General features: G+C 66.0%; 22 protein-coding genes and 2 pseudogenes. 11 read left to right on the top strand and 13 right to left on the bottom strand.

The genetic code is table 11. The features are described from left to right. Window positions 1-130: 130 nt before the first annotated feature. Complete coding sequence (locus tag ACIQMV_RS10790) at window positions 131-1,273, bottom strand: glycerate kinase (protein ID WP_402592467.1); 1,143 nt, start codon at window positions 1,271-1,273, stop codon at window positions 131-133. Between the two features lie 204 nt (window positions 1,274-1,477). Here ACIQMV_RS10790 and ACIQMV_RS10785 point away from each other — a divergent pair, with 204 nt between their 5' ends. From ACIQMV_RS10785 to ACIQMV_RS10765, 5 genes are all read left to right on the top strand, one after another. After that, a complete protein-coding gene (locus ACIQMV_RS10785; protein ID WP_402592365.1) occupies window positions 1,478-2,560 on the top strand; it encodes an ADP-ribosylglycohydrolase family protein in 1,083 nt (360 codons plus the stop codon). 205 nt (window positions 2,561-2,765) lie between these two features. Further along, on the top strand, window positions 2,766-3,308 hold the full coding sequence (locus ACIQMV_RS10780) for a DUF3558 family protein (RefSeq protein WP_141356816.1): 543 nt from the start codon (window positions 2,766-2,768) through the stop codon (window positions 3,306-3,308). Between the two features lie 91 nt (window positions 3,309-3,399). Then, on the top strand, window positions 3,400-3,891 hold the full coding sequence (locus tag ACIQMV_RS10775) for an NUDIX domain-containing protein (RefSeq protein ID WP_398227482.1): 492 nt from the start codon (window positions 3,400-3,402) through the stop codon (window positions 3,889-3,891). A 156-nt stretch (window positions 3,892-4,047) separates the two neighbouring features. Beyond that, window positions 4,048-5,697 (top strand): recombinase family protein, encoded by a 1,650-nt coding sequence (locus ACIQMV_RS10770; RefSeq protein ID WP_402592364.1) that lies wholly within the window; start codon window positions 4,048-4,050, stop codon window positions 5,695-5,697. 140 nt (window positions 5,698-5,837) lie between these two features. After that, entirely contained in the window at window positions 5,838-6,380 is a 543-nt protein-coding gene (locus tag ACIQMV_RS10765) for a GNAT family N-acetyltransferase (protein ID WP_402592363.1), read from the top strand. A gap of 228 nt (window positions 6,381-6,608) precedes the next feature. Here ACIQMV_RS10765 and ACIQMV_RS10760 read toward each other — a convergent pair whose 3' ends face one another. The 4 genes from ACIQMV_RS10760 to ACIQMV_RS10745 all read right to left on the bottom strand — a co-directional run bounded on the left by ACIQMV_RS10760 (window position 6,609) and on the right by ACIQMV_RS10745 (window position 10,112). Beyond that, a complete protein-coding gene (locus ACIQMV_RS10760) occupies window positions 6,609-7,973 on the bottom strand; it encodes a replication initiator (protein ID WP_402592466.1) in 1,365 nt (454 codons plus the stop codon). A gap of 296 nt (window positions 7,974-8,269) precedes the next feature. After that, entirely contained in the window at window positions 8,270-8,467 is a 198-nt protein-coding gene (locus ACIQMV_RS10755) for a hypothetical protein (RefSeq protein ID WP_361411960.1), read from the bottom strand. Continuing rightward, window positions 8,464-9,765 carry an FtsK/SpoIIIE domain-containing protein gene (locus ACIQMV_RS10750; RefSeq protein ID WP_402592362.1) on the bottom strand — a complete coding sequence of 434 codons (1,302 nt, stop codon included), beginning with the start codon at window positions 9,763-9,765 and terminating at the stop codon, window positions 8,464-8,466. The genes ACIQMV_RS10755 and ACIQMV_RS10750 overlap by 4 nt, the downstream gene beginning before the upstream one ends. Continuing rightward, entirely contained in the window at window positions 9,765-10,112 is a 348-nt protein-coding gene (locus ACIQMV_RS10745) for a hypothetical protein (protein WP_402592361.1), read from the bottom strand. The genes ACIQMV_RS10750 and ACIQMV_RS10745 overlap by 1 nt, the downstream gene beginning before the upstream one ends. Before the next feature lie 163 nt (window positions 10,113-10,275). On the opposite strand from ACIQMV_RS10745, the gene ACIQMV_RS10740 reads away from it, so the two are divergent. Next, entirely contained in the window at window positions 10,276-11,055 is a 780-nt protein-coding gene (locus tag ACIQMV_RS10740) for a GntR family transcriptional regulator (protein ID WP_402592360.1), read from the top strand. Between the two features lie 410 nt (window positions 11,056-11,465). Here the strand turns inward: ACIQMV_RS10740 and ACIQMV_RS10735 are convergent, their stop codons facing one another. Then, on the bottom strand, window positions 11,466-11,765 hold the full coding sequence (locus ACIQMV_RS10735) for a hypothetical protein (protein WP_402592465.1): 300 nt from the start codon (window positions 11,763-11,765) through the stop codon (window positions 11,466-11,468). Between the two features lie 321 nt (window positions 11,766-12,086). Then, on the bottom strand, window positions 12,087-12,644 hold the full coding sequence (locus ACIQMV_RS10730; RefSeq protein ID WP_402592359.1) for an ATP-binding protein: 558 nt from the start codon (window positions 12,642-12,644) through the stop codon (window positions 12,087-12,089). A gap of 210 nt (window positions 12,645-12,854) precedes the next feature. On the opposite strand from ACIQMV_RS10730, the gene ACIQMV_RS10725 reads away from it, so the two are divergent. Further along, on the top strand, window positions 12,855-14,225 hold the full coding sequence (locus ACIQMV_RS10725) for a sporulation protein (RefSeq protein WP_402592358.1): 1,371 nt from the start codon (window positions 12,855-12,857) through the stop codon (window positions 14,223-14,225). 3 nt (window positions 14,226-14,228) lie between these two features. On the opposite strand, the gene ACIQMV_RS10720 is transcribed toward ACIQMV_RS10725, so the two are convergent. Further along, window positions 14,229-15,143 (bottom strand): aminoglycoside phosphotransferase family protein, encoded by a 915-nt coding sequence (locus tag ACIQMV_RS10720; RefSeq protein WP_402592357.1) that lies wholly within the window; start codon window positions 15,141-15,143, stop codon window positions 14,229-14,231. Window positions 15,144-16,088: 945 nt separating this feature from the next. Between ACIQMV_RS10720 and ACIQMV_RS10715 the strand changes: the two genes are divergently transcribed. Next, window positions 16,089-19,319, top strand: a complete 3,231-nt coding sequence (locus ACIQMV_RS10715) for a hypothetical protein (protein WP_402592356.1) — start codon at window positions 16,089-16,091, stop codon at window positions 19,317-19,319. A 318-nt stretch (window positions 19,320-19,637) separates the two neighbouring features. Here the strand turns inward: ACIQMV_RS10715 and ACIQMV_RS10710 are convergent, their stop codons facing one another. From ACIQMV_RS10710 to ACIQMV_RS10695, 4 genes and pseudogenes are all read right to left on the bottom strand, one after another. Continuing rightward, window positions 19,638-20,423 carry a hypothetical protein gene (locus ACIQMV_RS10710; RefSeq protein ID WP_402592355.1) on the bottom strand — a complete coding sequence of 262 codons (786 nt, stop codon included), beginning with the start codon at window positions 20,421-20,423 and terminating at the stop codon, window positions 19,638-19,640. Window positions 20,424-21,120: 697 nt separating this feature from the next. Next, window positions 21,121-21,231: pseudogene (locus ACIQMV_RS10705) on the bottom strand (IS5/IS1182 family transposase); the annotation flags it as partial. 919 nt (window positions 21,232-22,150) lie between these two features. Then, window positions 22,151-22,789, bottom strand: coding sequence for a hypothetical protein (locus tag ACIQMV_RS10700; RefSeq protein WP_402592354.1), 639 nt, complete (start codon window positions 22,787-22,789; stop codon window positions 22,151-22,153). A gap of 2 nt (window positions 22,790-22,791) precedes the next feature. Then, a complete protein-coding gene (locus tag ACIQMV_RS10695) occupies window positions 22,792-23,679 on the bottom strand; it encodes a nucleotidyltransferase (RefSeq protein WP_402592353.1) in 888 nt (295 codons plus the stop codon). Window positions 23,680-24,127: 448 nt separating this feature from the next. Between ACIQMV_RS10695 and ACIQMV_RS10690 the strand changes: the two genes are divergently transcribed. From ACIQMV_RS10690 to ACIQMV_RS10680, 3 genes and pseudogenes are all read left to right on the top strand, one after another. Further along, window positions 24,128-24,826, top strand: a complete 699-nt coding sequence (locus ACIQMV_RS10690) for an SIR2 family NAD-dependent protein deacylase (protein WP_402592352.1) — start codon at window positions 24,128-24,130, stop codon at window positions 24,824-24,826. Between the two features lie 79 nt (window positions 24,827-24,905). Then, on the top strand, window positions 24,906-25,373 hold the full coding sequence (locus ACIQMV_RS10685) for a hypothetical protein (protein WP_402592351.1): 468 nt from the start codon (window positions 24,906-24,908) through the stop codon (window positions 25,371-25,373). A 31-nt stretch (window positions 25,374-25,404) separates the two neighbouring features. Continuing rightward, window positions 25,405-25,629, top strand: a pseudogene (locus tag ACIQMV_RS10680) (Sir2 family NAD-dependent protein deacetylase); the annotation flags it as partial. Window positions 25,630-25,732: 103 nt separating this feature from the next. Here ACIQMV_RS10680 and ACIQMV_RS10675 read toward each other — a convergent pair. Next, entirely contained in the window at window positions 25,733-26,215 is a 483-nt protein-coding gene (locus ACIQMV_RS10675) for a methylated-DNA--[protein]-cysteine S-methyltransferase (protein ID WP_225078215.1), read from the bottom strand. Between the last annotated feature and the right edge of the window lie 8 nt (window positions 26,216-26,223).

The following is a 26,223-nucleotide window of genomic DNA, read 5'->3' as shown; positions in this document are numbered from 1 at the left end:
ACCGAGCCGGGCGGGCGAGCAAAGCACCCGGGGCGCAGCCCCGGCAGGGCGCAGCCCCGGCAGGGCGCAGGGGCAGAGCCCCAGGGAACGCCCCCGTCACACCGACCCAGCCGGGCGGGCCCCCGCCCCGTCACCCCAGACAGTCACGCCCGATCTGCTCAGCCACGTGCTCAAGGATCCGCCCCGCATCCGCAATGCACGTGGCCACGTCCGGCTCGACCTCGGTCAGGGCATACGCCCGCCGGATCCCCGCACGCTCCAGAACCTCCGGCTCCAGCGCCAGCCGCCCACAGACCGCGACGACATCCTTCCCCGCCGCCCGCGCCGCCGCCGCGACCCCGGCCGGAGCCTTCCCGTGCAGCGTCTGCTCGTCCAGAGAGCCCTCACCGGTGATCACCAGCGAGGCCCGCTCCAGCGCGGGGGCGAACCCCAGCACATCGAGCATGACCTCGATCCCCGCCCGGAACCGCGCCCCGAGCAGCATCGCCCCGAACCCGATACCACCCGCCGCACCCGCCCCCGGCGACGCCGCGTACTCGGCCGCCCGGTTCCCGACCCCGCCCACTCCCTCCAGCACCTTCGCGAAGTGTGCGAGCGCAGCGTCCAGCGTCGACACGTCCTCCGCCGAGGCGCCCTTCTGCGGCCCGTAGACCGCCGGCGCGCCCTTCGGCCCGGTCAGCGGATTGTCGACGTCGCTCGCGAGCACCAGCTCCACCGCGGCGAGCCGCGGGTCGAGCCCGGACAGGTCCGCCCGGACGAGTTCCGCCAGCCCCCCGCCACCGGGCGGAATCGGCTCCCCGTCCGCGTCCAGGAACCGCGCCCCGAGCGCGGCCAGCATCCCCGCGCCCCCGTCCGTCGTCGCGCTCCCGCCGACGCCGAACACGATCGTGCGCGCCCCCGCGTCCAGCGCGGCCCGCAGCAGCTCCCCGGAGCCGTACGTGGACGCCGTGAGCGGCGCGAACACACCGGCCGGCAGCCGCTGCAGCCCGCTGGCCTCGGCCATCTCCACGACCGCCGTGTCGCCGCGCAGCGCGAACGCGGCCGTCACCTCGTCCCCGAGGGGACCCGCGACCCGTACCTCCCGGCGCTCGAACCCGGCCGCGACCGCCGCGTCCACGGTCCCGTCGCCGCCGTCGGCGACGGGCAGCGCCTCCACCTCCACGTCCGGCACGACCCGGCGCAGCCCGGCCGTCACGCGCTCGGCAACCTGCACGGCCGTCAGCGAGCCCTTGAACTTGTCCGCGGCAACCAGCACACTCCGGGTGCCTCGCACTGCAGCGTCCGCCACCTTGACATCCCCTTGCTCTCCGGGGCCCCGCACGTCAGGGCCAGTCGCGCCGCTGCGACCTTAACCGGCGACCGCCCCCGCCGTCATGCCCCGCCCGGACCCTGAGAAGCCCCTGACGTGCTGGTGAACCCCGAGGGCGTGCCCGTGAACCCCGAGCGGCCGCACCCGGAATCCGGTAGACCGGTTCCCATGACCGCTGTGGACACCGCCGTGGACACCGGACCAGCGCTCGCCGACCGCATCCTCGGCGGCTGGTTGGGCCGGATCGCCGGCAACATGCTCGGCAAGCCGGTGGAGCAGGGCGACGTGTGGACGCGCGACCGCATCGACCGCTACCTGCGCGCCGCCGACGCGCTGCCGCTGACCGACTACCTGCCCGAGCCGGCCGGCGACGACGACCCGCCGCTGCGCCCCGAGTGGCGGAGCTGCGTCCGCGGCCGCATCCACGGCAGCTGCCGCGACGACGACGTCGACTACGCGATCCTGGGCCTCGACCTCCTGGAGACGCACGGCTTCGGCTTCACCACGGAGCAGGTCGGCGAGCTGTGGCTGCGGCGCCTGCCGTACCTTCAGACGTTCACCGCGGAGCGGGCCGCGTACCGCAATCTCGCGAACGGGCTCAAGCCGCCCGTGACGGCCACGTACGACAACCCGTACCAGGAGTGGATCGGCGCCCTGATCCGCGCCGACATCCACGGCTGGACCAGCCCCGGCGACCCGCGCCGCGCCGCCTCGCTGGCCCGCCGCGACGCGGTGCTGTCGCACACCGGCAACGGCGTCTACGGCGCCATGTGGGCGGCGGCACTGATCGCGGCGGCCTTCACCGCGCCCACCGTCCGCGCCGCCGTCGACACCGCGCTCACGGTGATCCCGGCCGGCAGCCGTCTGGCCCGCACGGTGCGCCGGGCCCTCGCCCTGCACGAGGCCGGCCTGCCCTGGGAGGACGCGCTCGACACGCTTGCGGAGGAGACCGCCGGTCTCGGCTGGATCCACACGGTGCCGAACGCCGCCGTCATCACGTCCGGCCTGCTCTACGGCGGGGGCGACTTCACCCGCACCATCGCGCTGACCGTCCGCGGCGGCCTGGACACCGACTCCAACGGCGCGACGGCCGGCTCGGTGGCCGGCGTCATGACGGGTGCGGCGGCCGTCCCGGCCCAGTGGAAGGACCCCCTCGAGGACACGGTCCGCAGCGCGGTCTTCGGCTTCGACGGCGTCAGCATCGGCGAACTCGCCGAGCGCACCCTGTGTCTGGCCCGCCTCGACGCCTGACAGGACCGCACCCGCAGGACCCGCTTCCCGCCCGCTCCTGCAACGGCATGGTGCGTTCCGTCCGCCCTCATCGCACTTCTCCACAACATGGACACACAGCGGTCACCAATCCGCACCACACGCGGACTCTCGCCCCGCGGGCCGGGATCCTGGTCCGGCAACGGCTCCATCAGCCCTGACGGTCGGCAGAAACCAGGAGAACACCATGACTCTCATCCGTGTGCGCCGAGGCTCGGCGCTGCTGTCCACAACCCTGCTCGCGGTCCTCGGCCTGGCCGGCTGCGGCGGCTCCGGCGAGAAGGCGCCCGCCGCCGGCTCCGCGCCTTCCGCGACCGCCTCACAGGGGGGAGCCGCCCCCTCCGCTCCGTCGAAGAAGGCCCCGGCGGACCCGTGCGCGCTCATCTCCCTTCAGGAGGCCCAGGAGCTGGGAGGCACGTCCGTCGAGGGGCAGAAGAGCGAGGACACCGCGGGCGGCTGCAGATACACCCACGAGGGGGTACCGATCGCGTCCACCATCCAGGGGGACGAGGCCCGGCAGTTCATGGACGACATGCTCCGGGCAGCCGACCGCAAGCCGCTCACCGGCATCGGCGACGAGGCGACCGCCTACGACGACAAGGACCACGGAACGTTCGGGCTCCTGTTCCGCACGTCGGGCACCTGGGTCGCGATGACCGTGGTGGCGGACCGGGCCGACAACGACCGGCGCCTGGAGGAGCTGGCCCGCAAGGTCGCCGCCCGGATGTGACCACGCCGGACGCCGGTCCCGGTGCCCCGGGCGCGGGACCGGCGACACGGTGCGTCGCACCGGCCGCCACGCGGCTCGTTACCCTTCTTGGATGACCACCGCGGACTACGCCACGTACATCGCCGGCCTTCCCCGGGTCCTCGCCGCTGCCGCCTGCGTCTTCCGTGACGCGGAGGGCCAGGTGCTTCTCGTCGAGCCGAACTACCGGGACGGGTGGACGCTGCCCGGCGGCACCGTCGAGTCCGACGACGGGGAGACTCCGCGCCAGGGCGCGCGCCGCGAGACGCTGGAGGAGATCGGGCTCGACCGCGAGCCGGGGCGGCTGCTCGTCGTGGACTGGGTGCCCGGCACCGCACGGCCGCCGCTGGTGGCGTACCTCTACGACGGCGGGTTCCTCACCGACGACGACCTCAAGGCGATCCGCCTCCAGGAGGAGGAACTGCTGTCCTGGCGCCTGGTCGCCCGCGACGAACTCGCCGCCCACCTCCCGGGCGCCCTGGGCCGCCGCGTCCTGACCGCCCTCGACGTCCTGACCGACGGCACGGGCACGGCGGAACTGGAGAACGGCCACCGCCCCGGATGACCACCGGATGACTCCCGTCCGGCCCCGGGCGAATATCCGTTCGCCCGTGCCGCCCCTCCGCCCTACCCTCGGCCCCATGACCAAACCCCTCGTCGCCATCCTCAGCGGAGCCGGTATCTCCACCGAACAGAGCATTGGCGGAAGTAACCTCGCGCCATGACCGATGACCTGGTTCAGCGAGCGCACTGGGGTGACCTGGAAGGACAGAACTGGGCGGCGTTGGTCCGGCTCTCCCTCGAAGCGGAGGACGAGGAGTTATCCGCGTCCTCTGCCAGAAGGCAGCCGAATCGCGTGTCCGACAACGGCACGAAGTGGCGTCCGGCCACGGGTCGGGACATCAAGAGCCGGGAAGAGCAGGAGAAGGACGCCCGCCGGTTCGTCGAGAGCCGCGGAGGCCGGCACGTCTACACGTACGAGGAACCCGACACGTCGGCGTGGAAGCGCAAGAGGGTGCGGCAGCCGGACGGAACGATCTCCTACCGCGTGATACGCCCAGTGTTCGAGGGGGCGCTGGAAGATCTGAAGCGCGGAACGACGCCCGACGGCCAGCGACTGGACGGCCTGATCGTCTACGACATCGATCGTCTGACGCGCGACAACCGGCATCTTGAAGACGCCATCGAGGTGGTGGAGAACTTCCGCCGCCCGATCATCGACATCACCGGCACCCTCGACCTTCTCACCGACAACGGCCGGACGGTCGCGCGTCTGCTGGTGACCGTGGCCAACAAGTCGAGCGCCGACACAGCCCGACGCGTTCGAAGCAAGCACCAAGCGTTGCAGCAGGCAGGAATCCCGACGGGCAGCACCCGCCCGTTCGGCTACAAGGACGACAAGCGGAAGCTTGATCCCAAGGAAGCCGCTGTACTCCGTAAGGCCGTCGCGCGCATTCTCACCGGAGCGTCCCCCAGGGCGATCGCAGCCGATTGGAACAAGCAGGGCATCACCACGACGCGGGGCAACGGGTGGAGCAAGGAGACCGTGAAACAGGTGCTCCGCAACCCCCGGATCTGCGGTTACCGCTCAAGGAAGGTTCGGGAGTTCAACCCGGAGACTGGGACCGAGAGCGTGAGGGTTGAGCCCGTCCTCGATGACGACGGGGAACCGGTCAGGGGCCAGTGGGACCCGATCATCTCGGTGGCCGACTGGGAGGCCGTCACCGAAATCATCGGCAAGTCCCCTGAGCCCGGCGACGCGTACAACGCCCGGAAGTACCTGGGTACAGGCACTCTGCGGTGTGACAAGAACGGGTGCGGAGGCCGCTTGCGCGCGATGAAGGCGCCAGTGAGCCGGAACAAGCCCGAAGGGTTCTTCTACTACACCTGCCCCGACAAGCGGAGCGGTTACGGATGCGGCGGGATCCGTGTCTCCGGGCCGGAGACCGACCGTGCGCTCAAGATGCTTGTGATCGCCAAGTACGAGGAGGAGGCCCAGGAGCGGGAAGCCACGTCGGTGCCCGAAGAGTGGGGCGGCGAAGAAGAGCTTGCCCGAATCCGGGAAGACATTGCCGACTGGACAGAGCAGCGCGAACAGCGGCTCGTCAGCAAAGAGCGCTTCTTCGCGTTCCTGGCGAAGGCGGAGGCGACGGAACGTCGATTAGTGAACGAGCGTAACGAGTGGCGCCGCCGTGTAATGCGCGCGACAGGACAGCCGGTCGACCTACGCCGTGTGTGGGACGATCTCGACTTCGTGGAGCAGCACGCGTACGTGGAAAAGACACTCCTGACCGTCCTGGTCAGTCCAGCGGTCAGACCCGGTGGCCCGGTCTGGAATCGACTCACGCCCATCTACCGGGGCGAGGACTAGCGGACTGTTTGAAAGCACTTCTTTGGGCTCCACCGCACGGATGAGAAGTGGCTCCATCGCAGCAGGTATGGCATGGGCGAGACGGCAGGGCTCGACATAACCGATCGACACCCTGATCTGGTTCGGGTTGGCTGGGTGGCATGCCAGAGCTGCGAACCGATCGTCTTCTGCTCCGCCGGTGGCGGGAGTCCGACCTCGAACCGTGGGCGGCTATGAATGCCGATCCCGAAGTCCGAAAACACCTGGGGGAACTGCTCACACGGGAGCGAAGCGATGCCGCGGTGGCACTCATGCAGGCCGAGTTCGACGAGCGAGGCTTTGGGTGGTGGGCGCTCGAAGCACGGGAGACTGGTGAGTTCATCGGCCGTGCCGGCTTCGACGAGGTGGGCGAGGACATGCCGTTCGCGGGGGTGGATATTGGTTGGCGGTTGAAGCGTTCGGCATGGGGTCACGGTTACGCCACCGAGGCTGCCCTAGCCTGCCTGGCATTCGGCTTCGAGACCCTCGGACTGCCGGAAGTGGTTGCGTCGACGACAGTCAACAACCTTCGCTCCCAGGCTGTAATGCGCCGGATCGGCATGACCCGGGATCCGGCCGACGACTTCGAGGATCCAAGCGTGCCCGAGGGACCGCTTCGCCAGTGTGTGCTGTACCGGATCGCCCGCAGAGGCACCTCTGGTTGATCGCGCAACTGTCTGGGTAACGAAGAGCGAACCTGGTGATTTTCAAGAATTCCCATCATCGGGCCCGTTACGGCATGCGCTTGCCGGAACGGGCCCGAGTCGTTCTCACCTCAAGACCAAGGATCGCGTTCACTTGCCGCCATCGGGCATCCGACCACTTGGGAGCCTTGCGCGCGTGCTCTCTGGCCCACTCCCATCCTGCGGCTTCTGTCCTCTCACGTCTCGCCGTCAGCGGTCCGCCTCCCCCAGTGCAGCCGACCGCTCTTCTCGGATAACTTCGTGCAACTGAGCAAGGTCGTCGGCAATTCCGGCGGCGATAAGTGCGGCGCCGGAGGTGTGTCCGGAACCGACGTAACGCCAGTGCCCTTCGGTGACCACGTCGGGCACGTCGGCGTGACCCATGTGGTGGGCGCGTTCGGCGCGGAGTGCCGCGTAGGTAGTCGAGTAGGCGCGGGATTTGGTGAGGATGTGGCCCCGGTAGCCGAGGGTGTGAGCCCAGGCCCGGAGCCGGAGCGGTGCGTACTCGGGCAGGCTGCCCAGGCGCCAGCATCGGCGCATGAGGGCACGGACGTGTCCACTCACGGGCGCCAACTCGATGTCGCCCCAGGTCGAGAGCGCGTGGTCGAGGCCGGCACCTGTCTCACTTGCACCCTTGGTCACGTACTTGGCCACGTATGCGGCGACCGCGTCATCGTCGGGTCCGTCGCCGTCGGCGCGTAGTGGCCGGGCGTCGACCTGAGCGCCCCAGCGCAAGGCCAGCTCGCCTACGGCCGGGCTGTAGGGGGTGCGGACCACGACCCGCCGGGCGGAGGCGCACACGGCGTCGATGAGCAGGTCTGGAGTGGCCCAGGACGGGGGTTCCTCGTCAGGTCCGTTCGGTCCGTCGAGGCGGACGACGGCGTGCACGTGGACAGCCGCCCGCTTCTGATACTCCGCGACGCGGGCGAAGGACAGCCGGGCATGTTTGGCGAAGTGGGACTGTACGAGGCCGACGGATGAGGCGAGGCGCCGCCGGACGTCGATGACGAACCGGTCCCACAGTTTGGATGCGTGTGCGTGCCAGAGCACATGCGCCGTGTAGTCGTAGCAGCCGGGACAGAGGGGTTGGCCGACGGCGGGTGCGTCCGGTGCGTGGACGGCGCCGCAGCCGAGGGAGCATCCGTGTTCGCAAGTACCGCCGTCGCGACGGGGACGGCACAGCTCCCCAGCCCGGTGGACGGGGCCGAAGGACGGGGCGGTGAGGGTGACGAAGAGGCAGGGGCGGTTGCGCACGGTGGCGGGGATGTTCTTGCCGCCGAGGAGGCCGGCGCGGACGAGGTGGTAGGTGTCTCCGGCGTGGAGGCGGGAGCAGGCCGGGCAGACGGTGGCGCGTCGGTTGCGGCAGCGGACGAGGAGCCGTTCACCGGGCTCGGTGCGGGTGTCGTAGTGGTGGAGGATCTCGCCAGTCGCACCGTCCAGAGTGGTGGTCGAGCCGGTGAGGTGGACTGGGTGGGCACAGCCGCCGGTGGCGGTGATCTGCTCCAGCCAGCGGGCGAACTTGGGGTCTTGGGCGAGGCGGATGGCGTCGCGGTCTGCTTCGGGGAGCTGACGCAGGCGCGCCGCGCGGTCGAGGGCGGCGCGCCGGTCAGCCGGGGTGATCTGCGGGGTGATGGTGGTGACCTTCCGGGGTGGGCCGCCGTAGCGGCCGGGAGGGTGGTGGGTAGTGCGCTGTGGGTCATGGGGATCGCCTCCGTTGCGGGTCGGATGGGGTGCGAAGTCAGCGGATGGTTCCGGTTCCGCGGCAGACGCGGCAGCGCCGCTGCCGTCCGGTCCAGGTCTTGCGGGCTCCGTCGCCCTTGCACTGGGGGCACCTCACGCGGGGCATGGGCATGCGGTTCTGTCCTTTCAGCTCAAGGGTGGGAAAAGCCGTTGATCAGCCAGGTGACGAGGCCGTGGATCGTGAAGACCACGGGGGTCTGGCCGAGGTAGAGGCCGAAGAGGCCGACGCAGACCGCTTCCCAGGCGCGGACGTCGCGGGAGCGGACGAGGAGGACGGTGATGATCCCGAAGATCACCGCGAACGTGAACGCCGTACCTTCGCCGATCACTTCTCGTCTCCTTCCAGCGCCTCAAGGGCCCTTGTCAGGCCGGGCAGTTCGGGAGTGGTCGCGGCGTACTTCCTCGCGGCCGCCACGGCCTCTTGCGTCGGGGTGAGGTGGGATCGGGCGCGGCTCCAGCCGCCGTCCGGCCCGGTGCACACGGCCACCCCACGTTCCTTCGCCGTGATCGACTGGGCGACGGCCACGGCGTCCTTGTTCAGGTCGCCGAGGGTCATCTCGGCGGTGCTGGGGTCGTTGACGCGGTGGCAGATACGGCCGCCGAGCTGGGCCCGCAGGGCGGTGACGCCGGGGCCGAGGTCGGAGCCGACGCGTTGGCCGGCGACGACCAGGTGCAGGCCGAGCGCGGCCCCGAGCTGGGCCAGCCTGAGCAGCAGCGTGGAGCACTGGTCTGCTTCCGCCTTGCTCTCGCGGGTGCCGTCGGACAAGTACAGTTCCGCGATCTCGTCGACGATCACGACGACCGGCACCGGCCGCAGTTTCTCGGGCAGCTCCCAGATCGAGCGGACACCGGCGGACCGGCAGGCGCTCATCCGGTCCTGCATGTCGACCACCAGCGCGGAGAGCACGGCGACCGCTTCCCTGCGGCAGGTCGCCAGCGCGCTGAGCCGTCCGGCGAACAGGCCGAGTTCCATGCCGCCCTTGCAGTCGATGCCGACCAGGGCCACCGGCTGGCCAGCGAGCTGGGTGATCAGCCGGGCCAGCAGCGTGGATTTGCCCGAGCGGGTGGCCCCGGCGATAAGCCAGTGCGGCACGAGCCGCAGGTTCATCACCCACGCCCCGCCGGACTCCAGCACGCCTATCAGCGCGGAGAGGAGTTCGGCCGGAGCCGTGGCTAAGCCAGGCCGCTGCAGCGGATCCGTGGCCGTCGCCGTCAGCAGGACGAGTCCGCGTTCCGGCGAGGTGACCCGCACGGCGTGCACCTTCCACGCGTGCACGAACGCGTCCGCCGCCTTCAGGTACGTCGCCGGGGTCTGCCCCGCGTGCAGCCGCACGATCACGGTCAGGCCCATGCGGGTGGCGCGCGGGAAGGAGACCCGCGGAGCCACCGGCCGCAGTGGATCGCCCTTGACCACCAGGTCCCCGAGTAGTCCGCGCGGCGGGCGGCGGGAGACGGCGAGGTCGTTGAGCATGGCGACCTTGCGCCAGGTGAACACCACCCGGCACGCGGCAGCCGGGTAGCCCACCAGGTACCAGTGCCAGGCCGGACGGCGCCGGCGCACCAGGTCACCGACGACGAGCACCCAGGCCAGCACGGCCAGGGCGAAGGCGAGCAGGATCGGTCCCATCAGGCGCCACCGCCCTTGGCATGCGCCGTCGCGCCGGGCACGGGCGTGATGGCATCGGCGCGGAAGCTGACGCCATGCCGCTCGCCCATCGACCAGACGAACGCCGTCAGCCCGGTGACCTTGACGATCTGCCCTTCCTCGATGCCCTTCGGCTCACCGGTCACGGCGATCTCGATGACGGAGATCCGCCGCCGGTCCTGCCGCACGGTGACCGCGACGGTGTAGACGGGGTTGCCGTCCCGGTCCTTCTTCACCTCCTGTGTCTCGGGGTTGCTGATCTTCACTTCGGGCGCGATGGCGCACCGCAGTACGCCCAGCCGCGCCGTGTCCACGGGAATGGACTGCATTTCTTTGGCCTCCCTGGCCAGTCGGGACGTCAGCGATGTACTGACGTCACTTGTCCTTACGAGTTACGACTATGGAGTCCTGTACGACAGGGATGCAACTACTTATGCTGACGAGTGATGTCGCGCGTGCGACGTGCCTACGACCTCACCCGGAGAAGCCGAGATGACCGAGATCCAGCGCCCCGGAGCCCTCTACCAGCAGGTGGCCGCAGCGATCAGGGAAGCAATCCTCACGGGCGAGTTCGCCCCCGACTCCCTGCTTCCGTCCGAGGCCCAACTCATGGCCCGCTACGGCGTCTCCCGCCCCACGGTCCGCAACGCCATCGCCGCACTGAGGGCCGAAGGGCTGATCGATGTCCGGCACGGCAAGGGCAGCTTCGTACGCTCCGACGGCCAACCGGCCCTGACCCTGGAGCGGCGCATCAGCCGCACCACCGAAGGCAAGTTCGTCATGCCCAACGGCGACGTATGGCAGGAGACCGAGGAGCCGAACACCTACCGCACCCACACCGCCAAGGACACCGGCCGACTGCTTCAACTCGGCGAGGAAGAAGCACTGTTCGGCTGCGACCGACTGCTCACCGACCCCAGCACCGGGACGCGCGCCATGCACCGCACACTGATCCCCTTCGAGATCGCCGAGGCCGTCCCGCTGCTCGGCAAGGAGCCGTGCAAGCCTCCGGCAGCGATCTACTGGGTACTCACCCAGGCCGGACACAAGCTGTCGTGGACCGAGACGGTACGCGCCCGCATGCCGCTGCCGGACGAGCGCACCACGCTCCAGCTCCCCGACGCGACCCCGATCCTGCACATGGCCCGCGTCACCCACGGCACCGACGACCGCCCCCTGATCCTCGAAGAGCTGCGCATCGGCGCGGACCGTGCCGAACTCGCCTACCGGATCACCGCCGACAAACAGCCCGCCCGATGCACCCGCACCTGACCGGCAACCGGCATCGGTCGAAACCGCCTTCACTTCCTCAAGGGCGCGCCTGCGGCGCGCCGGGCCGCCCGGCCGCCCCGGCCGGGCGTGCGGCGTGGACGCCGGTCCCGTCCGGTCACCGGACGCCCCACGCCACAGCCAGCCAGAGAAGTCGAGGCGTGGACCGGCCGTCGCACCCCGGGGCGTGGGTGGCTGAGGGTCGCCGGCCTCCGAGACTTTACGCAGCTCCCATGGGGCGAGCCTCGAAGAACAGGGGGCCCATCGGGCACAACCGCGGGCAGGTCCAGTACCTGCCCGATTCGCCGGGCCAGCGTAAGGCCCCCTGTTCACTCGCCCCATGGCAGCTACTGCCCAAAGTCTCTCCAGCCGACGACGTGCCCACGAACCGCGGTCACCAGCGAACACGCCCCTCACGCCGCACCGCCGCCACCGCCGGCGAGCCCCTCCAGGAGCCCGGCAAGCCGCTCCACCGCCTCCGGCCAACCCGCCAGCCGCACGAGCCCGCGCCCGCCCTCACCCGTCGAGGCGACCGCCCGCACGGCGGACAACTCAAAGCCCGCACCGAGCAGCGCTCGGTTCAACTGGTCGGCAACCTCCCGAGCCTCCCGCCAGCCCCCCACGTAGTCGACCCCCCGCACCCACAAGCCGTGGTCGACGCCCATCGCGTCATCGAGGCCATCACTCAGCCAGCTCTCACCCGAGCCAGTCACCTTGCCCACCTCTGCCCTGATCTAGGTAACGGATCATCAACTCTGTTTGTCCCAGGGCAGACGAGCAGCACGACGGCCCCGGTACCATCAGGCACCGGGAACCGCCGTGTTCCCAGCCGGGCCACCCTTCGCTTTCCAGGGCTGATGGGGTGGCCCGGTCTCGGTATGTGGTTGTGAGGCGCGGCCCCCAGCCGAGAGGGGAGCTCCCGCGACCCGAGGGGCCGCGCCCGGTGACCGGAGTAGGTCGAGCTCCGATCGGTGTCCGGTCCGCCGCCTGCTCCCGATCGCGAGGGAGAACCGCAGGCGGCGGATCGGAGATCATCAGCGCGGTCTGTGCTCAGCCCCGCCGTCCAGATCGAAGCGGCACCAGACCGTCTTGCCGCCACCGTCCCCCGGCGTCCACCACACGGCCGTGGCCAGTCGCTGAGCGATGAGCAGCCCACGCCCGCTGTCCGGCAACACCGCCTCGGACAGTTCCGCCACCAGGCCCGGCGAGAAGATCTCGCCCACCGGGAGCAGGGGAGGCGTCGAGTCCTCATCGGCAACGCCGATGAACAGCCACTTCGGCCACACCTTGACGATCACGTCGATGCGCCGACAGCCACCCGGCCGAGCCAGATCCCGATCCGGCACCGCGTGGTTCACCACGTTTCCGACCAGCTCTGAGACGACCAACCGGGCATCGTCCACCACGTCACAGGCGCCCGCGCCCCGAAGGAACTCGGCCGTCTGATCCCGCGCGACACGTGCCGAGTTGCCGCACTCGGCAAAGAGCGTCAGCGTCAGGAAGTGTCCAGCGGAGGACGGGTTCGGCGCCACGAACCAGTGGACGTACGCGTCCAACTCGCTCGACAGGCGCTTGGCTTTCCCTGCATCCATCGTGTCCCCTTCCGAGCCTTCGACGGCTCTGCCGACACCGCTTGCTGCACGCAAGCCAGTACACGGCGAAAGGCCCCTGACCGGGAGCGTTCACCAGGGGGTTCACGTGAACACCGGCAAACGCAAAGGGGGTTCACTAATGAACCCCCCAGCGAGAGACTGCTGTGACACGATGAACACTCGCCGTCATTCTCGGGTTGGCAGGGGAGCATGAACCGAGAGCCGAACGCGCAGTTGATCGCCGTCATGGACGAGGTCAAGGTCTCGAACAAGGGTCTGGCGAAGCGGATGCAGGACGCCGCCGCACAACGCGGAGTGAGCCTCGGAACTACACACGTTTCCGTGAAGCGATGGCGCGAGGGTTCAGGCATCCAGCCGCAGGCAGCAGCGATCATGGCTGATGTCCTTGGCGGCAAACTGGGCCGACCCATCACGCCGAGCGATCTCGGCTTCTTCGACCTTGCACGGCCGGCCACCCCTCAGCCGGTCGGATACCCCAGCACAGTGCCAGAGGCGCTCTCCATGCTCGGAGGCCTTGCCGATGAGCGCGCCGAAGCCCCGGCCGCCGATCAGCTGACCGTCGCAGACGGCGATCTCAGCTCGGCGGTCCTGTCATGGATGATCGCGCGCCCAGACGGCATCCAGGCCGACCGACCCGCACACCAACGAGTCGGCATGCGCGATGTCCGCGCCATTAGGGACGCCGCCAGCATGTTCATGCAACTCGACTTCAAGTACGGCGGAGGCCAGGGGCACAAAGCCTTACGCCACTACTTTCGCCACGAGGTCCTGCCCCTGCTGGATGCCAGCTACAGCGAGAAGACGGGAACCGCGCTATTCAGCGCCGCTGCAGAGGTCTCGCAGCTGCTCGCATGGACCGCGTACGACACCGGAAACCACCGGCTCGCCCACCGTTACCTGACCTCCACTCTGCGCCTGACCCAGGTCATCGACGACCGCATGTTCGGCGCCCGCATCCTCGGCAACCTCAGCCACCAGGCCAACTACCTCGGTCGCCACCCCCAGGCAATCCAACTGGCCCGAGCCGCGGTAGAGGGAGCCAAGGGCCGCGCCACTCCGCGCGCCATGGCGAACTACTCGGCGATGGAGGCCCGCGCCCTGTCCAACGCAGGCGACCGCATCGCGGCTGGCCGCGCGATGAACGAGGCAGAACGCCACTTCGAGCACGCCGACACAGCCGAAGACCCCGTATGGCTCGCCTACTTCGACGCCGCGGAACTCATGGGCGAGCTCTGCCACTGCTTCCGCGACCTCAAGATGCGCCGAGAGACAGTCGAACAGGCACAACGCGCCGTGGACAGCACCGACCCGAAGTACGCCCGAACCCTCGGGTTCTGCCGCATGGTGCTTGCGCAGAGCCAGCTATTAAACGACGAGTTGGAGGCCGCCGTCACCACCGCGAGCCTCGCAGTCGATGGCGGCGACTCCCTTCAGTCCACCCGTTTCCAGCGCTACGTCACCGACTTCCAGGCCGAGGTGAGCGCCCACGCGACGAACCCGATCGTGGCCGCCTTCAACGACCAGGTGCGGGACGCACTTGCCCGACTCGACGACGAGTAGCAGCTACCAGGGCCGCCAGTCGCGCGGAGCATCGTCATTGCGCAGGCCAGCGATGCGCCGGCGGTACTCGGCCGCCGTCCTCTCGTCCTCCTGCACGTTCTGCATGAGCCACGTCGTCATGCCGAACTCTTGCAGCCCTCGCAGCGTCTCGTACCCGGGCCAGTCATACAGGTCACGCCCGTACGCGGTCACGAAGTCGGCGTACTGCTCATCGGTCTGCCACCCAAGGCTGTGATGTTCAACGGCCGTGACCATGAGATCCCACTCGGGATGATCGAAGCAGAAGGCTTCGAAGTCGATCAGGATGACCTGCCCCTGATCGTCCACCATGAGGTTCTGCACGTGCGCGTCCCCGTGCACCGGCCCCTTGGGCGTCTCGAAGCGCAGTTCGGCGTACTTGTCTTGCAGTTCGCGCCAGCGCTTCCGAAGGAACACCTTGTCGTCTTCCGGGATCACGGCCCGGTCGAGCCGGCGCTCTTGTTTGTCGAAGGGATCGAACGAGGGCAGCTCAAGCCCGTCCGGCACCTTCAAAGCGTGGAGATCCCGCAGGGTGGCCCCCAGCTCCCCATACGTCGCCTTCCGGTCCCCCTCAACAATCAGATGCCAGAAGGTCACGGGGTGACCGTCGACCACGAGCGGCTGCTCAAGATCCTCAACGATCCGAGCAGCCGGAAACCCCTCACCCGCCAACCACCGCGAGACAGCGACCTCTTTACGAGCCGTGGTCAACCACTCCCGCCCACGAGCCACACGCACGACCACCGGCACCGAAGCCAGCCGGAACAACGCGTTCTCCCCGAGCCGGATCAACTCCGCGCCCCTGCCATCAAGCCCCGCAGCCCGGCACGCGGCAACCATCACCCGTGTAGCCGCCGTCGACGTGAACCCCTCTTTCGACCTAGCAACGTCAACCGCCATGCCCGTACCAGCTCCCCTAGTCGCGCGCGATCAACCGGCGCACGCCAAAGGGTGACCATCCCGGCGTACACCAGACCCGACCACGACCGTATCGAGCGGGCCACTGCGAAACGAGGGCAGGAGCGTCACAGTCATCCTGGACCATCCCCCACCGAGCATGTTGTGGTCACACTGAGTGAACCAGCTGACGCATGGAGCCTGTTGTCATGCCTCGAAGGGCATACATAAGCGCGTCTCCGCAGTCATGATGGAGGCATGACGCGTAGGCAACGGATAGTCCTGGTGACCTCTGGCCTGGCCATCGGCGTACTCGCAGGGGTGACCTCCTTACTAAGTTGGGACCGAGCCAATCAGGTCGCTGGGATAGTCTCCGCTTTCGTCGGCATTGCATCGCTTGGGGTTGCTCTCTGGGCCACGACAGCGACCGCCCCGGCCCACTCCGGTATCCACATCCAAGTTTCCGACACTGGCAAGGCCACTGCCCGTGGTGGAGGTAGAGCGAACACCGGGGCGATTATCCCTACCGGCCTCGCCGAGCCAACAAAGGTGGAAGTCAAGGGAACCGGGGATGCCGACGCGGATGGCGGACAGGCCAATACGGGCATCATCCCTCAGTGAAACGTAAGCGTGCGTAAGCCCAATAAAAGTGGGGGAACCTTGGTTGGCTCCAGCCGAGTGTCGTTGAGAGGAACGGGGGACGGTCATGTGGAAGGCCCAGGCGCCTTTGTCAACACAGGCCATATTGACGGCAACGTTGTGCTACCACGGGTGCGGCCGGCCGTTTCCGGTTACCTGCATCAGGTCCGCCGACTAGCTGCACCACGCTTCCAGGGCCGCGAAGAGGAATTGGCCTCAATGGTTGAATTCTGCACGGCTCCACTCCCAACCTTATCCGGAGCATGGTGGCGATGGTTCGCGCCGGCATGGGCGGGTAAGACTGCACTGATGGCTCAATTCGTCCTGAATCCACCAACTGAAATAGTCGTTGTTTCTTTCTTTATCACGGCACGTTTGGCGGGACAGAACAATCGCGCTGCCTTCTGCGAAGTTGTCCAGCGTCAGTTGTACGCACTTCTGGACGAGGAAGAACCTGCCGTCACTGAGTACACGAGGGATGAGTCACTCTTGCACGCCCTCGAGCGGGCAGCGAGGCACTGCGCCGATCGGGGCCGACGGTTGGTCCTGGTCGTCGACGGCCTTGATGAAGACCACAGCAACGACGCAGCAGTTGGGGGGCATAGTATTGCCGCTCTCCTCCCAGCGAATCCGCCCCACGGCATCCGAATTTTGGTTGCAGGACGCCCGCACCCTCCCATCCCCCATGACGTCCCGACTGGCCACCCGCTACGAACAGACGCTATCAACCATCGTTTGACGAGATCCCCGCACGCGGCAACTGTCCGTGCCGAAGCCGAGAACGCCCTCGACGAGTTGGTGGAAAAAGGCGGGCTGGGTTACCAATTACTCGGCCTAGTTGCGGCCGCCGGTGGCGGACTCAGCGCTGAAGATCTGGCACATCTTCTTGGAACTCGCCCTCTACGAATACGTAGAACGCTCGTAGGTGTGATCGGACGACTGTTTCTTACAAGCCCGCGCACCTGGGCACCAGAGGGAGAGGTTTACATCCTCGGCCACGAGGAACTCCACAACACTGCACTGGAGATGCTCACCGATGATGAAATCATTGCGCATCGCGCACTAATCCACGCATGGGCAGATCTCTTCCGCGAAAGAGCCTGGCCATCCAACACTCCAGAATACTTGTTACGAGGATATCCTCAGCTATTGCACTCCCAGGCAGATGCGGATGGTCTCGTCAAATTGGCCTGTGATACGGCTCGACATGAGCGCTTGTGGCAAACAACAGGGTCCGACCTTGAAGCTCTAAGCGAGATCGACACGGCAGTTAGCCTTCATCAGACTAGAGCAGGCCGCACTGGCCCTGACATCCGCACCTCCCTCGTTCTAGCTATCTATCGAGAGAGCCTTCACGAGCACAGCGATAACGTCCCTGATGATCTGATCATCACACGGGGCCTGCTCGGGCATGCCGATCGCGCCATGAATCTAGCCCTTTCCTGTCCGGAACGCGAGCGGCAGGTAAACATCCTCATAACCACGGGACGTGCCCTAATACGTTCGGGAAGCATCGATGACGCCAGAAGCTTCATACGTCTGGCTACAGAAATCGCTGACAAGCTACCTACCGCTCAAAGTAAGGCGAGGAACTGGGCCAAGATCTCTGGCGCGATGGCCGAAGCTGGACTAAATGAAGAGATGAGGCTATATGCGCTTAAGGCGATCGACATAACAAACATGATCCGGAACGCCGAGAATCGGTCACGGATACTTGCGGAAATTTCCAGTTTCCTGGGGCACTCCAGTCAAGAAGAAGTCGCTTTTAAGATTGCCGACGATGCCGCCGAGATGGCTCGCGCAATTACCGACTCTTTTGTTCAAGCGCGAGAGCTTGCGGCAGTTGCTCGGGCCCAGTCAATGCTTCGCCGACATGAGGTGGCAACCGAGATCGCCTTCGAGGCGCGAGATGTTGCGCGCCTAATCGCAGATCCCTCCATGCGGGCACGAGCGCTGTCTGCTGTTGCTGACGTCATGGCTGATTTCGACGAGCGGCACGCAGCAAGCGAAACCATGACCCTGGCAGTCGAAGCAGTTAGCGCCATCCTTAATACCGAAAGCCGAACGCTAGTTCAAGGTGAGATCCTCGACTCGTTAGTACGAGCTGGCAAGGCCGAGCAAGCGCTGAGAATCGCAGCGAACTTTACCGACAAAAGAACCAGCATGCGCGCTTTGACCACTGTCGCCAGCACCTTGGCCAAGGAGGGCAAACACGCGCAAGCGATCGAGCTGGCGCACGCCATCACCGACTCCACCTTGCAAGCTCGAACCCATGCCGAGGCCGCTAGCGCGCTGGCTAGAGCAGGCCAACACGCGCAAGCGATCGAGTTGGCGCGCACCATCACCGACACCACCTTGCAGGCTCGAACCCTCGCCGAGATCGCCAAAAGTGAGGCTTTGTCAGGTAATTTTGATCAGGCCAATCAAATCGCCAATGAAGCTGGCGAGATCGCCCGCTCCTCGGCTAATTCGGAAGGACGTATGCGTGCACTTATTGAGCTCGCTCAAGCTGCCACAGACGGCCACCAATCCTCAGAGGCGGTGAAGCTCGCCCAGAGAGCCGCCGGAATTGGGCGTATGCTTCCGGATCCAGGTCGGCGAGCGCGCGCTCTCGCCGCAACGGCTGACATCATGGCTGCATGCGGGGATATCCCACAGGCAGTTCTTATGGCTCGTGAGGCTGAAGAAAGCGCTTATACGGTGACTAAGACCAAGGAACGGGTGCGCGCCCTTCATGCAGTTGTGAGGCCTACCGTCAGAGCCCACCAGTTGGCACGAGCAAGCGAGATCACCGAGGACATCAAGGATGAAGGCTGGCGCACCCTAGCAATGGGAGAAGTGGCTCATGCTTACGCAGAATCGGGAGGATATAAGCATGCTCTGAAGATAGCCAGTGCCATCTCAGACGGTGGCTGGCAAGCCCGGGTTTTGGCGCAGATCGCCAGTACCATGACACGCGCTGGCAATGACACAGCTGCCGCCGCTACCGTCGAAGAGGCGCTGACATGCGCAAGCCGGGTGACTGATCCCGGTTGGCGAGCGAGGTCGTTGTCACGGATCACCGAGACCTTGGCAGAATCGACTGGGCAGGCACAGGTCATCCGAATTGCTCACGAAGCTGCCGAAACGGCCCGCCTCGTTTCTGGCCCAGAGAGGCGTGCCCAAGCCCTTGCTGAGGCCGCCAATGCCATGGCGAGTGCCGGCCAACGCGCACAAGCCATCCAGATTGCGCACGAAGCCATGAGATTACCTAGTTTTAAAGCTCAGGCCCGCGTGCTAAGTGAAGTTGCCAGCGCTCTAGCACGCGTCAGTGAGCAAGAGCAGGCGATCAAGATCGCCAAACGCATCGATAAAGCGGACAGCCGAGCCCGAGCACTGCTCAAGGTCGCAAAGGAGAGCGGCGCCAGCCCCGCAGGGCGTCAGATTCTTGCTGAGGCATTACAGACGGCCTCATGGTTGATCGCCTGCGATGCGCTTCCATCGGTAGCTCCTGAGGCCATCTCAGTGGCAGCCGAGCATGTGCTCAGTCACGTACGGTGACTCAACCACTCTTCATGCCAAAGATCAATTACGGGGGCAGCCTCCAGGCCGACGCAGGCACCGTGCCGGCGGCAACATGCGGGGGCCCTACCACAGCCTGCACTGACCGAGTCTCCATGAAATTCACTGAGCTTTTTCAGAGTGACCACCGATCAGGTGACGCGGCTGAGGCGTCGCCAGTAGTCATCATGCTCGATCCTGCCCGTCGAGCGTGTGTCAACGACGGACGCACGTTCACCTTCCCGGGGTTCAGTTGAAAAAGCTCACTGATCCAACCGCCGCCCAACTTGGTCAACATCCTTGGTGCCGATTTCCCACTCAATACGCTGGAAATTTGCGATGCAACGCATCGCGACTTTCCCTAAAGCCCTTCACTTCCTGCCGTGCGTCACTGAACGACCCCACGACCGCAGACCTTCGAAGCAAGGAGTGATTGAAAGCATGAATTTGGCTAATCCTACCCTTAAAGCCGACCACGATACCGAGTTTGGCTCGCCAACTAACAGGAGTACCACCACTTGCAATCTTTAGGCGCATGAAAGCCAGCTCGTAGCCGATATAGAGCGCGAACAAGTAGATACAAGAGAGGGATCCTATCGATAGCCATATGGGCGCCAAATACAAGGAAATAACACCCTGGGGCTCAATTTCGTTCCAATTTTCTATCAAATTTCTTGCAGTGCCAATAGCGGCCCACATGAAGATAATGAACAAACTTCCCCCCAGAAGTCGACTTGCCGACTTAAACTCATCCCTAGTATCACTAAAGGACTTTAGTGTGATGAGAACCGCAAGTGCCAGCTGGAGAATAATCTCAACAGGAAGACTGAAGGTCCTTACATTCAAGAAGAGTTCGATGACTGAAGCTACTCCCACAAGTTTAACTATGCGCTTACGGAAAAACCCAGTTTCACTGCCTACATCAGTGACCTGCAGGAAATACCTCAGACCCGTAAAAAGGAACCAAAGGACGATCGTGCCAATCATGGATTTATTCCAATAGCCGAGCCTTGCCATGAACCACGTAAGGGATCCCAATGCAGCAGCATAGAGAGATAGCGCCACGGCCACGCCTGACACCAACACCTGCCTAAAGCTGCTCACGATCGATCTCCGTAGGCTGCTCTTGGTCATGCAAGCCACGAGGAATATCGTCAGCCAGAGAAGGATTGCCTGTTCACGCGTAGTCACATTGCTAGTTAAACACAGCTCTTCCAGGAATCACTAGGCTTCAGAGTAAGTTACAAGCACCGAGAGTTCACACTCTGACGTGATGGCGCACGTCCTGCGCTCCAACTTCCAGCCGAAAGTCGGAGCGCCGACGTGTTCCCCTGACTCAATCTTTCAACGACCTCTTGAAGCGACGCCATGCTTCAACCAAGGATGGCAACTGGTCAAGAAGAGCCTTGGAGGCGTAAATGAGCATAGCGATGACCCCGGACCAAGTGATGATCCAAAGGCTGACGGAGGACGCCACGGCTCGGCTTCCCTTCGAATAGAGGCCAAACCTCATGCGCGGGCGCACTCAGTCCGACCACGTACACAAGTGATCGAACTGAGTCCCATCCGACGCTGAAACTCAGGTACTACTGCAATATCTGGGTACCTGTTTGGGGGTAGTGAGCCCTGGTTTGCTCTCCCAGGGGGCCCTTCAGAGGCTGCCGTAAAGAGCAGTCGTCGGATTGCTCCCGGCAGCATGGTTGGCTGGGCGTCACGTCATCGAGCGACCGACCCAACTCACTGCGTTCCAGCGATGATAGCGCGTCTTCGAAGGCGTAGGCGTCTATCTGCATTGAGCCATGCCCTCGCGTCGGCAGCGGTCCAGAACCTCGTGCAAGTCTGGGGCCTGATCGGTGAGGACGTCGATGCCTTCGTGCAGGTAACTGTAGCCGGTGGCCTGGGAGATGCCGGCGGTCGCCTTCGCCGAGCGCTCGCTTCCGTCCACCGACCGCGACAGTTTTCCTCACCATGCGGGTCCGTCAGGTCTGGCGGATAGTGATGGAAGAACGATGTCCCCCACAGCTCCCCGTGCTTCAGGAGACTCGATGCCTTCTTCACCGTCCGACGGGTGCCGACTTGGCAGCACCCCTATGTACGCGGGGGCTGGGGACCGTCCGGTCCACCCCCTCGCCAGACATCCCGCAATTCTCGCAGTGCCTTGATGATGGGCGGGAACGCTCCCAGCAGCATCAGCAAAAGAATAAATAGGAGCGCCAAGAGGTCGAAAACATCGAGCAGAATCGATCTGACCTCGTCATGCCAGTGCACTTGGCCGTGTCCTCTTCTTGACGACATGGCCAGGCTGGACAGGCAGGCTCAGCCCGACCACGTTTGGGGTCGAGGTGAGTTCTGCCAGCGCCAGAAGGTCACAAAGGTGTGGCTAAGGGTACCGAAGATGTATGTATATCGACGGCATGCATTCACGAAATGGGATTAGGTGCATCCGTGGGACCCTCGGCTGCGCGGAGCCGAATGAACCTCGAAGGACACCCATCGCGGCCGACTTTTCAGCCTGACGCACGCGAACCCTGCCGGGCCGACCTCTTCGGTCAGACACCCGTAGCCGACCTCTTCGGTCAGACACCTTGGGTCCCTGGGGCGTGAGAGAGCCATCTTAGCCCAACACGTCAGCTCATGGGTGGCGTCTGTAAAAGCAGCCTGCAATAGCGGCTGTCTCCCTAAGGACTTGTGAGCGCGCCTTGACGTGGATCAAGCAGTCGTTCCCCATCCGGTCACCCCCTGGCACCCCGAACGGACCTACCTCCCTGACCGGACAAGCCCACCGAGCGGCCCGTGTCGCCAGGAGAGAACGATGGCTTGATCCAGCTCAGTCAGCTAGGGGTGTGCTCTGGGTCGGCCGCCTGGGCTTCGGCGAACGTGCCGTAGTCGATGGAGCGGTTGAGCAGGATGAAGTCCATGTCGCCGGCGGTGAACCGGCTGGTGTAGTAGTGCCCAGTTGCTGCCCGGGGATTTAGGCCCGTGACAGAGATGCGGCAGGCCCCTTCGTGCCGGGGGCTGCGGTGCTGATGTGCCACGCGGGGCGTGTTGTCGTAGAGGAACCCGATCTCGCCGGTGCCGGAGTTCTCGGGGGAACCGATGGTGGCGTTGCTTGAACGGGAGGCGCTCTCTTTAGTGCGGAGCGTGGCGTGCAGGCTCCAGAAGGTCTGCTCGATCGTCATGTACGTGGTGATCGGGCCCTGGTTTCCGCCTTCGGGTATGTGGCTGTCCGGGCTCGGCGACAGGATCACGCGCCAGGTGCCGGTGACCCAGGGTCGGCCGGTGAAACGGTGGATGCCGGGCCAGTGCCAGGCCCACTTGTCGAAGACGACCACGCCGTATCCGACAGCGGCCGGGATGTAGGCAAACAGGTAGCGGAACTGCGATGGGTACAGGCCCAGCACGAGCAGGATGACTGTGTAGAGAGTGGCGGCGATGGTGGCGCCAGTGCGGATGGTGGTAGCCGTGCCCATCGTCAGCCTCCGTAGCCGAGGTAATACCAGGCTTCCTCGATCAGCTCCCGTGCGTCCTTCTCAGTCCACTTCTGGCCCTCACCGAAGACCTTCTTGATTCCGTTCGGCTCCACCATGCGCTGCGAACCGAACCAGGGTCCCGTGAGCTGCCGGTAGACCTCTTGCAGGCTCGCGCGGACTGCGTCGTCAAAGTCGCCGGCGAGGAAGACGAGGTTCGGCACGTTGTAGATCAGGCACTCCGAGAAGTACGACGGGAGGGCCTTGATCACACCCTCAGTGGCGAGGTCGTTCTCCACGTTCTTCAGGACCCGCACCACGAACTTGTACCGCCGGTTCGTGCTGGTGTTCTTCGTGCGGCCGTTGACCAACTGAAGCTCGGGCCAGTTGATGATCCGCTTGCTGTTGCGGCCATAGACGGCGCTCCCCACGTACTGGCCCCCGGGCGCCGAGAAGTCATACTTCACCCACTTGAAGCACGGCACTACGTCGATGCTGGGACGGCTGCCGACAACCTCCGGGACGTAGAAGGCGATGTTGTGGTTCGGGTCCACCCACCCGAAGTGATTCGTGAGGGCGGCGTAGACCTCCTCGCGAAGCCTCGTCCTGGTCCACGCCCCCGCGTCGGCCTGTTCACCAAACCACCAGGCTGCCGCGCCGTCGGTGTGAAAGGGATCGTTGAGCTTCACCATGATGTCCACGTCGCTGTCGCCGCGGACGTTGGTCTTGTTGGGGTAGGAACCCTTCGCCGCGACCGTGATGTCGAGCCCCCGGAACGGCCCGTGCCGATCGACCGCGGCCTTGACCATGCGCTCGGCTCGCTCCAGCCGAAGCTGCTCGGAAGGGCCGGGTGGGTTCTTCCACTTTTTGATCAGAGCGAGCCGCTGCGTCACCGTCAACTGCCTTGCCATGAGCCTCTCCCTACCTCCCGCCCTACGCTGGGAGAAGCCTACGGACGGGGACTGACAAACCGATCTACGGCGGGCACACGTGACCGAAGCTGCTCGTTGGATCGAGGATGACGACGTACGACTCGGCTCTGCGGTCCGCTCCGAAAGCAGACGGGGACGTCTCGCTGGCAGCCTGCTTCAACCTGGCCGTTGTCTGAGATTCGAGGTGCAGTAGACACGCTGGCCGACTGCCTCCGGCAACATGCCTCGTTCTGGCATCCGGCGCGGCTGTGGCGCAGACGCCGCTGACGCGTCGCGAATCGGGGACAGGCAGACCGACGCGCAGGAGTCTACAAACGGCTGGATGAGGCATGTCGCTCTGTCTCATCTCTGCACCCGAACGGCCAAGACCTGCACCGTTGTTGCCCAGCTCGCAGTGTTACATCCACCAATGCCTTGCGATTCCGGCATCCCTGACTACCGCGGCCCGAACGGGCTGTGGCGACGGGATCCCGAGGCCGAGAAGCTCGTGACCTACGAGTACTACATGGGCGACCCCGAGATCCGGCGGCGGTCCTGGCAGATGCGGCGGAAGAACCGCGCGCTCACGGCCGAGCCGAACGCCGCGCACCGGGCCGTCGCCGAGCTGGAGCGGGCCGGGGTACCGGTCAGGGTGATCACACAGAACGTCGACGGCCTGCACCAGCTCGCCGGGATGCCCGCCCGCAAGGTACTGGAACTGCACGGCAGCGTACGCAGTGTGGTGTGCACGCGGTGCGGGGCGCGCGGCCCGATGGAGGACGCCCTGGAACGGGTGGCGGCCGGGGAGGACGACCCGCCGTGCCGGGAATGCGGCGGGATCCTCAAGTCGGCCACCGTGATGTTCGGCGAACGCCTCGACCCGGCGGTCCTCGGCGAGGCCGTAGCCATCACCAAGGCGTGCCAGGTGTTCATCGCTGTCGGCACCAGCCTCCAGGTCCAGCCGGCCGCCGCACTCGCAGGCGTGGCCGCCGACCACGGAGCACGGCTGGTCATCATCAACGCCGAACCGACACCGTACGACGACATCGCCGACGAGGTCGTACGCGAGCCGATCGGCACCGCCCTGCCCCGGTTGCTGTGCAGGCTGAGCGCAGAGAGCACCCAGTAGATCCCGCCAGTGCGGTGACCGGGAAGATTCGCCGGGTTGCGTACGCTGAGCCCCGCTGCTGTGGACGAGGAGAGCGGGCATGACGCGGAGACCGCTGGTGGGTGAGGCCGTGGGAGTGCTTGAGGGCGAACTGGGGGCCGGGCGACGGGCACTTGCCGGCCTGGCGACGGAAGACGTCTGGCTTGCCTTCCTCCGTTTCGGCAGACGGCTGTTCGACGTCCCGGACACACCCGACGTTGACGGCCTTCTGTTCCAGTACGGGACCTACGCGTTCGACGGTCCTCCGACGTTCACGCTGGACCTCGCCCGGCAGTTCGAGATCTCCGACAACGACGGTGATCACGGCCATTACGTCCAGGTCCACTGCGAGCTTCGATACGGACTCGCTCCCGCCCTGGAGGCCCTGGGAAGCTTCGACTCCTGGTTCTTCCACGGTGCCGGGGACGATCTCGGTGAGTGGGCCGAAAGGCTGACCGAGCGGGCAGCCTGGAAAACGATCCGCACACTCCAGCCGGCTGAGATCAGGGTGTACCAGGAGCAGGTGTAGTCGCTCAGGCGCGCTTGTAATACATCCGCCGATGCCTTGCGATTCCGGCATCCCTGACTACCGCGGCCCGAACGGGCTGTGGCGGCGGGATCCCGAGGCCGAGAAGCTCGTGACCTACGAGTACTACATGGGCGACCCCGAGATCCGGCGGCGGTCCTGGCAGATGCGGCGGAAGAACCGCGCGCTCACGGCCGAGCCGAACGCCGCCCACCGGGCCGTGACCGAGCTGGAGCGGGCCGGGGTACCGGTCAGGGTGAGCCGACACCGTACGACGACATCGCCGACGAGGTCGTGCGGGAGCCGATCGGTACGGCGCTTCCCGCGCTGCTGCGCGGGCTGCGCGACGGCTCGCACAGCGGCTAGAAGAGGGCCGTTCCCCGTTCGAAGTCCAGCAGGCGCCGCTTTCTGGGCAGGCCGCCGCCGTAGCCGGTGAGGCTGCCGCCCGCGCCGATCACGCGGTGGCAGGGGACGATGATGCCGATGGGGTTCTTGCCGTTGGCGAGGCCGACCGCGCGGGAGGCGCCCGGGTTGCCGAGGGCGGTGGCGAGTTCGCCGTAGGAGCGGGTCTCGCCGTAGGGGATCTTCCGCAGCTGGTCCCAGACCGTGCGCTGGAACGGGGTGCCGTGCAGGCGCAACGGGACGGTGAACTCCTTCAGTTCGCCCGTGAAGTAGGCCTCCAGCTGATCGACGGCCTCGCCGAAGGGGCCGTCGTCGGGCTCTCCGAAGGACTCCTCGGGCGGGCGGTGGCGCTGATCGGTCATGTACAAGCCGCACAGGACGCCGTCGTCGGCGACGAGGGTGAGCAGGTCGTAGGGGCTGTCGATCACGGTGTACTGCTTCATGGCGGAAC

Origin of the sequence: Streptomyces sp. NPDC091412 (genome assembly GCF_044756885.1) — a bacterium.
Taxonomy (GTDB): domain Bacteria; phylum Actinomycetota; class Actinomycetes; order Streptomycetales; family Streptomycetaceae; genus Streptomyces.
The sequence above is the reverse complement of the archived record's forward strand: the minus strand, read 5'-3'. Positions and strand labels throughout refer to the sequence as shown.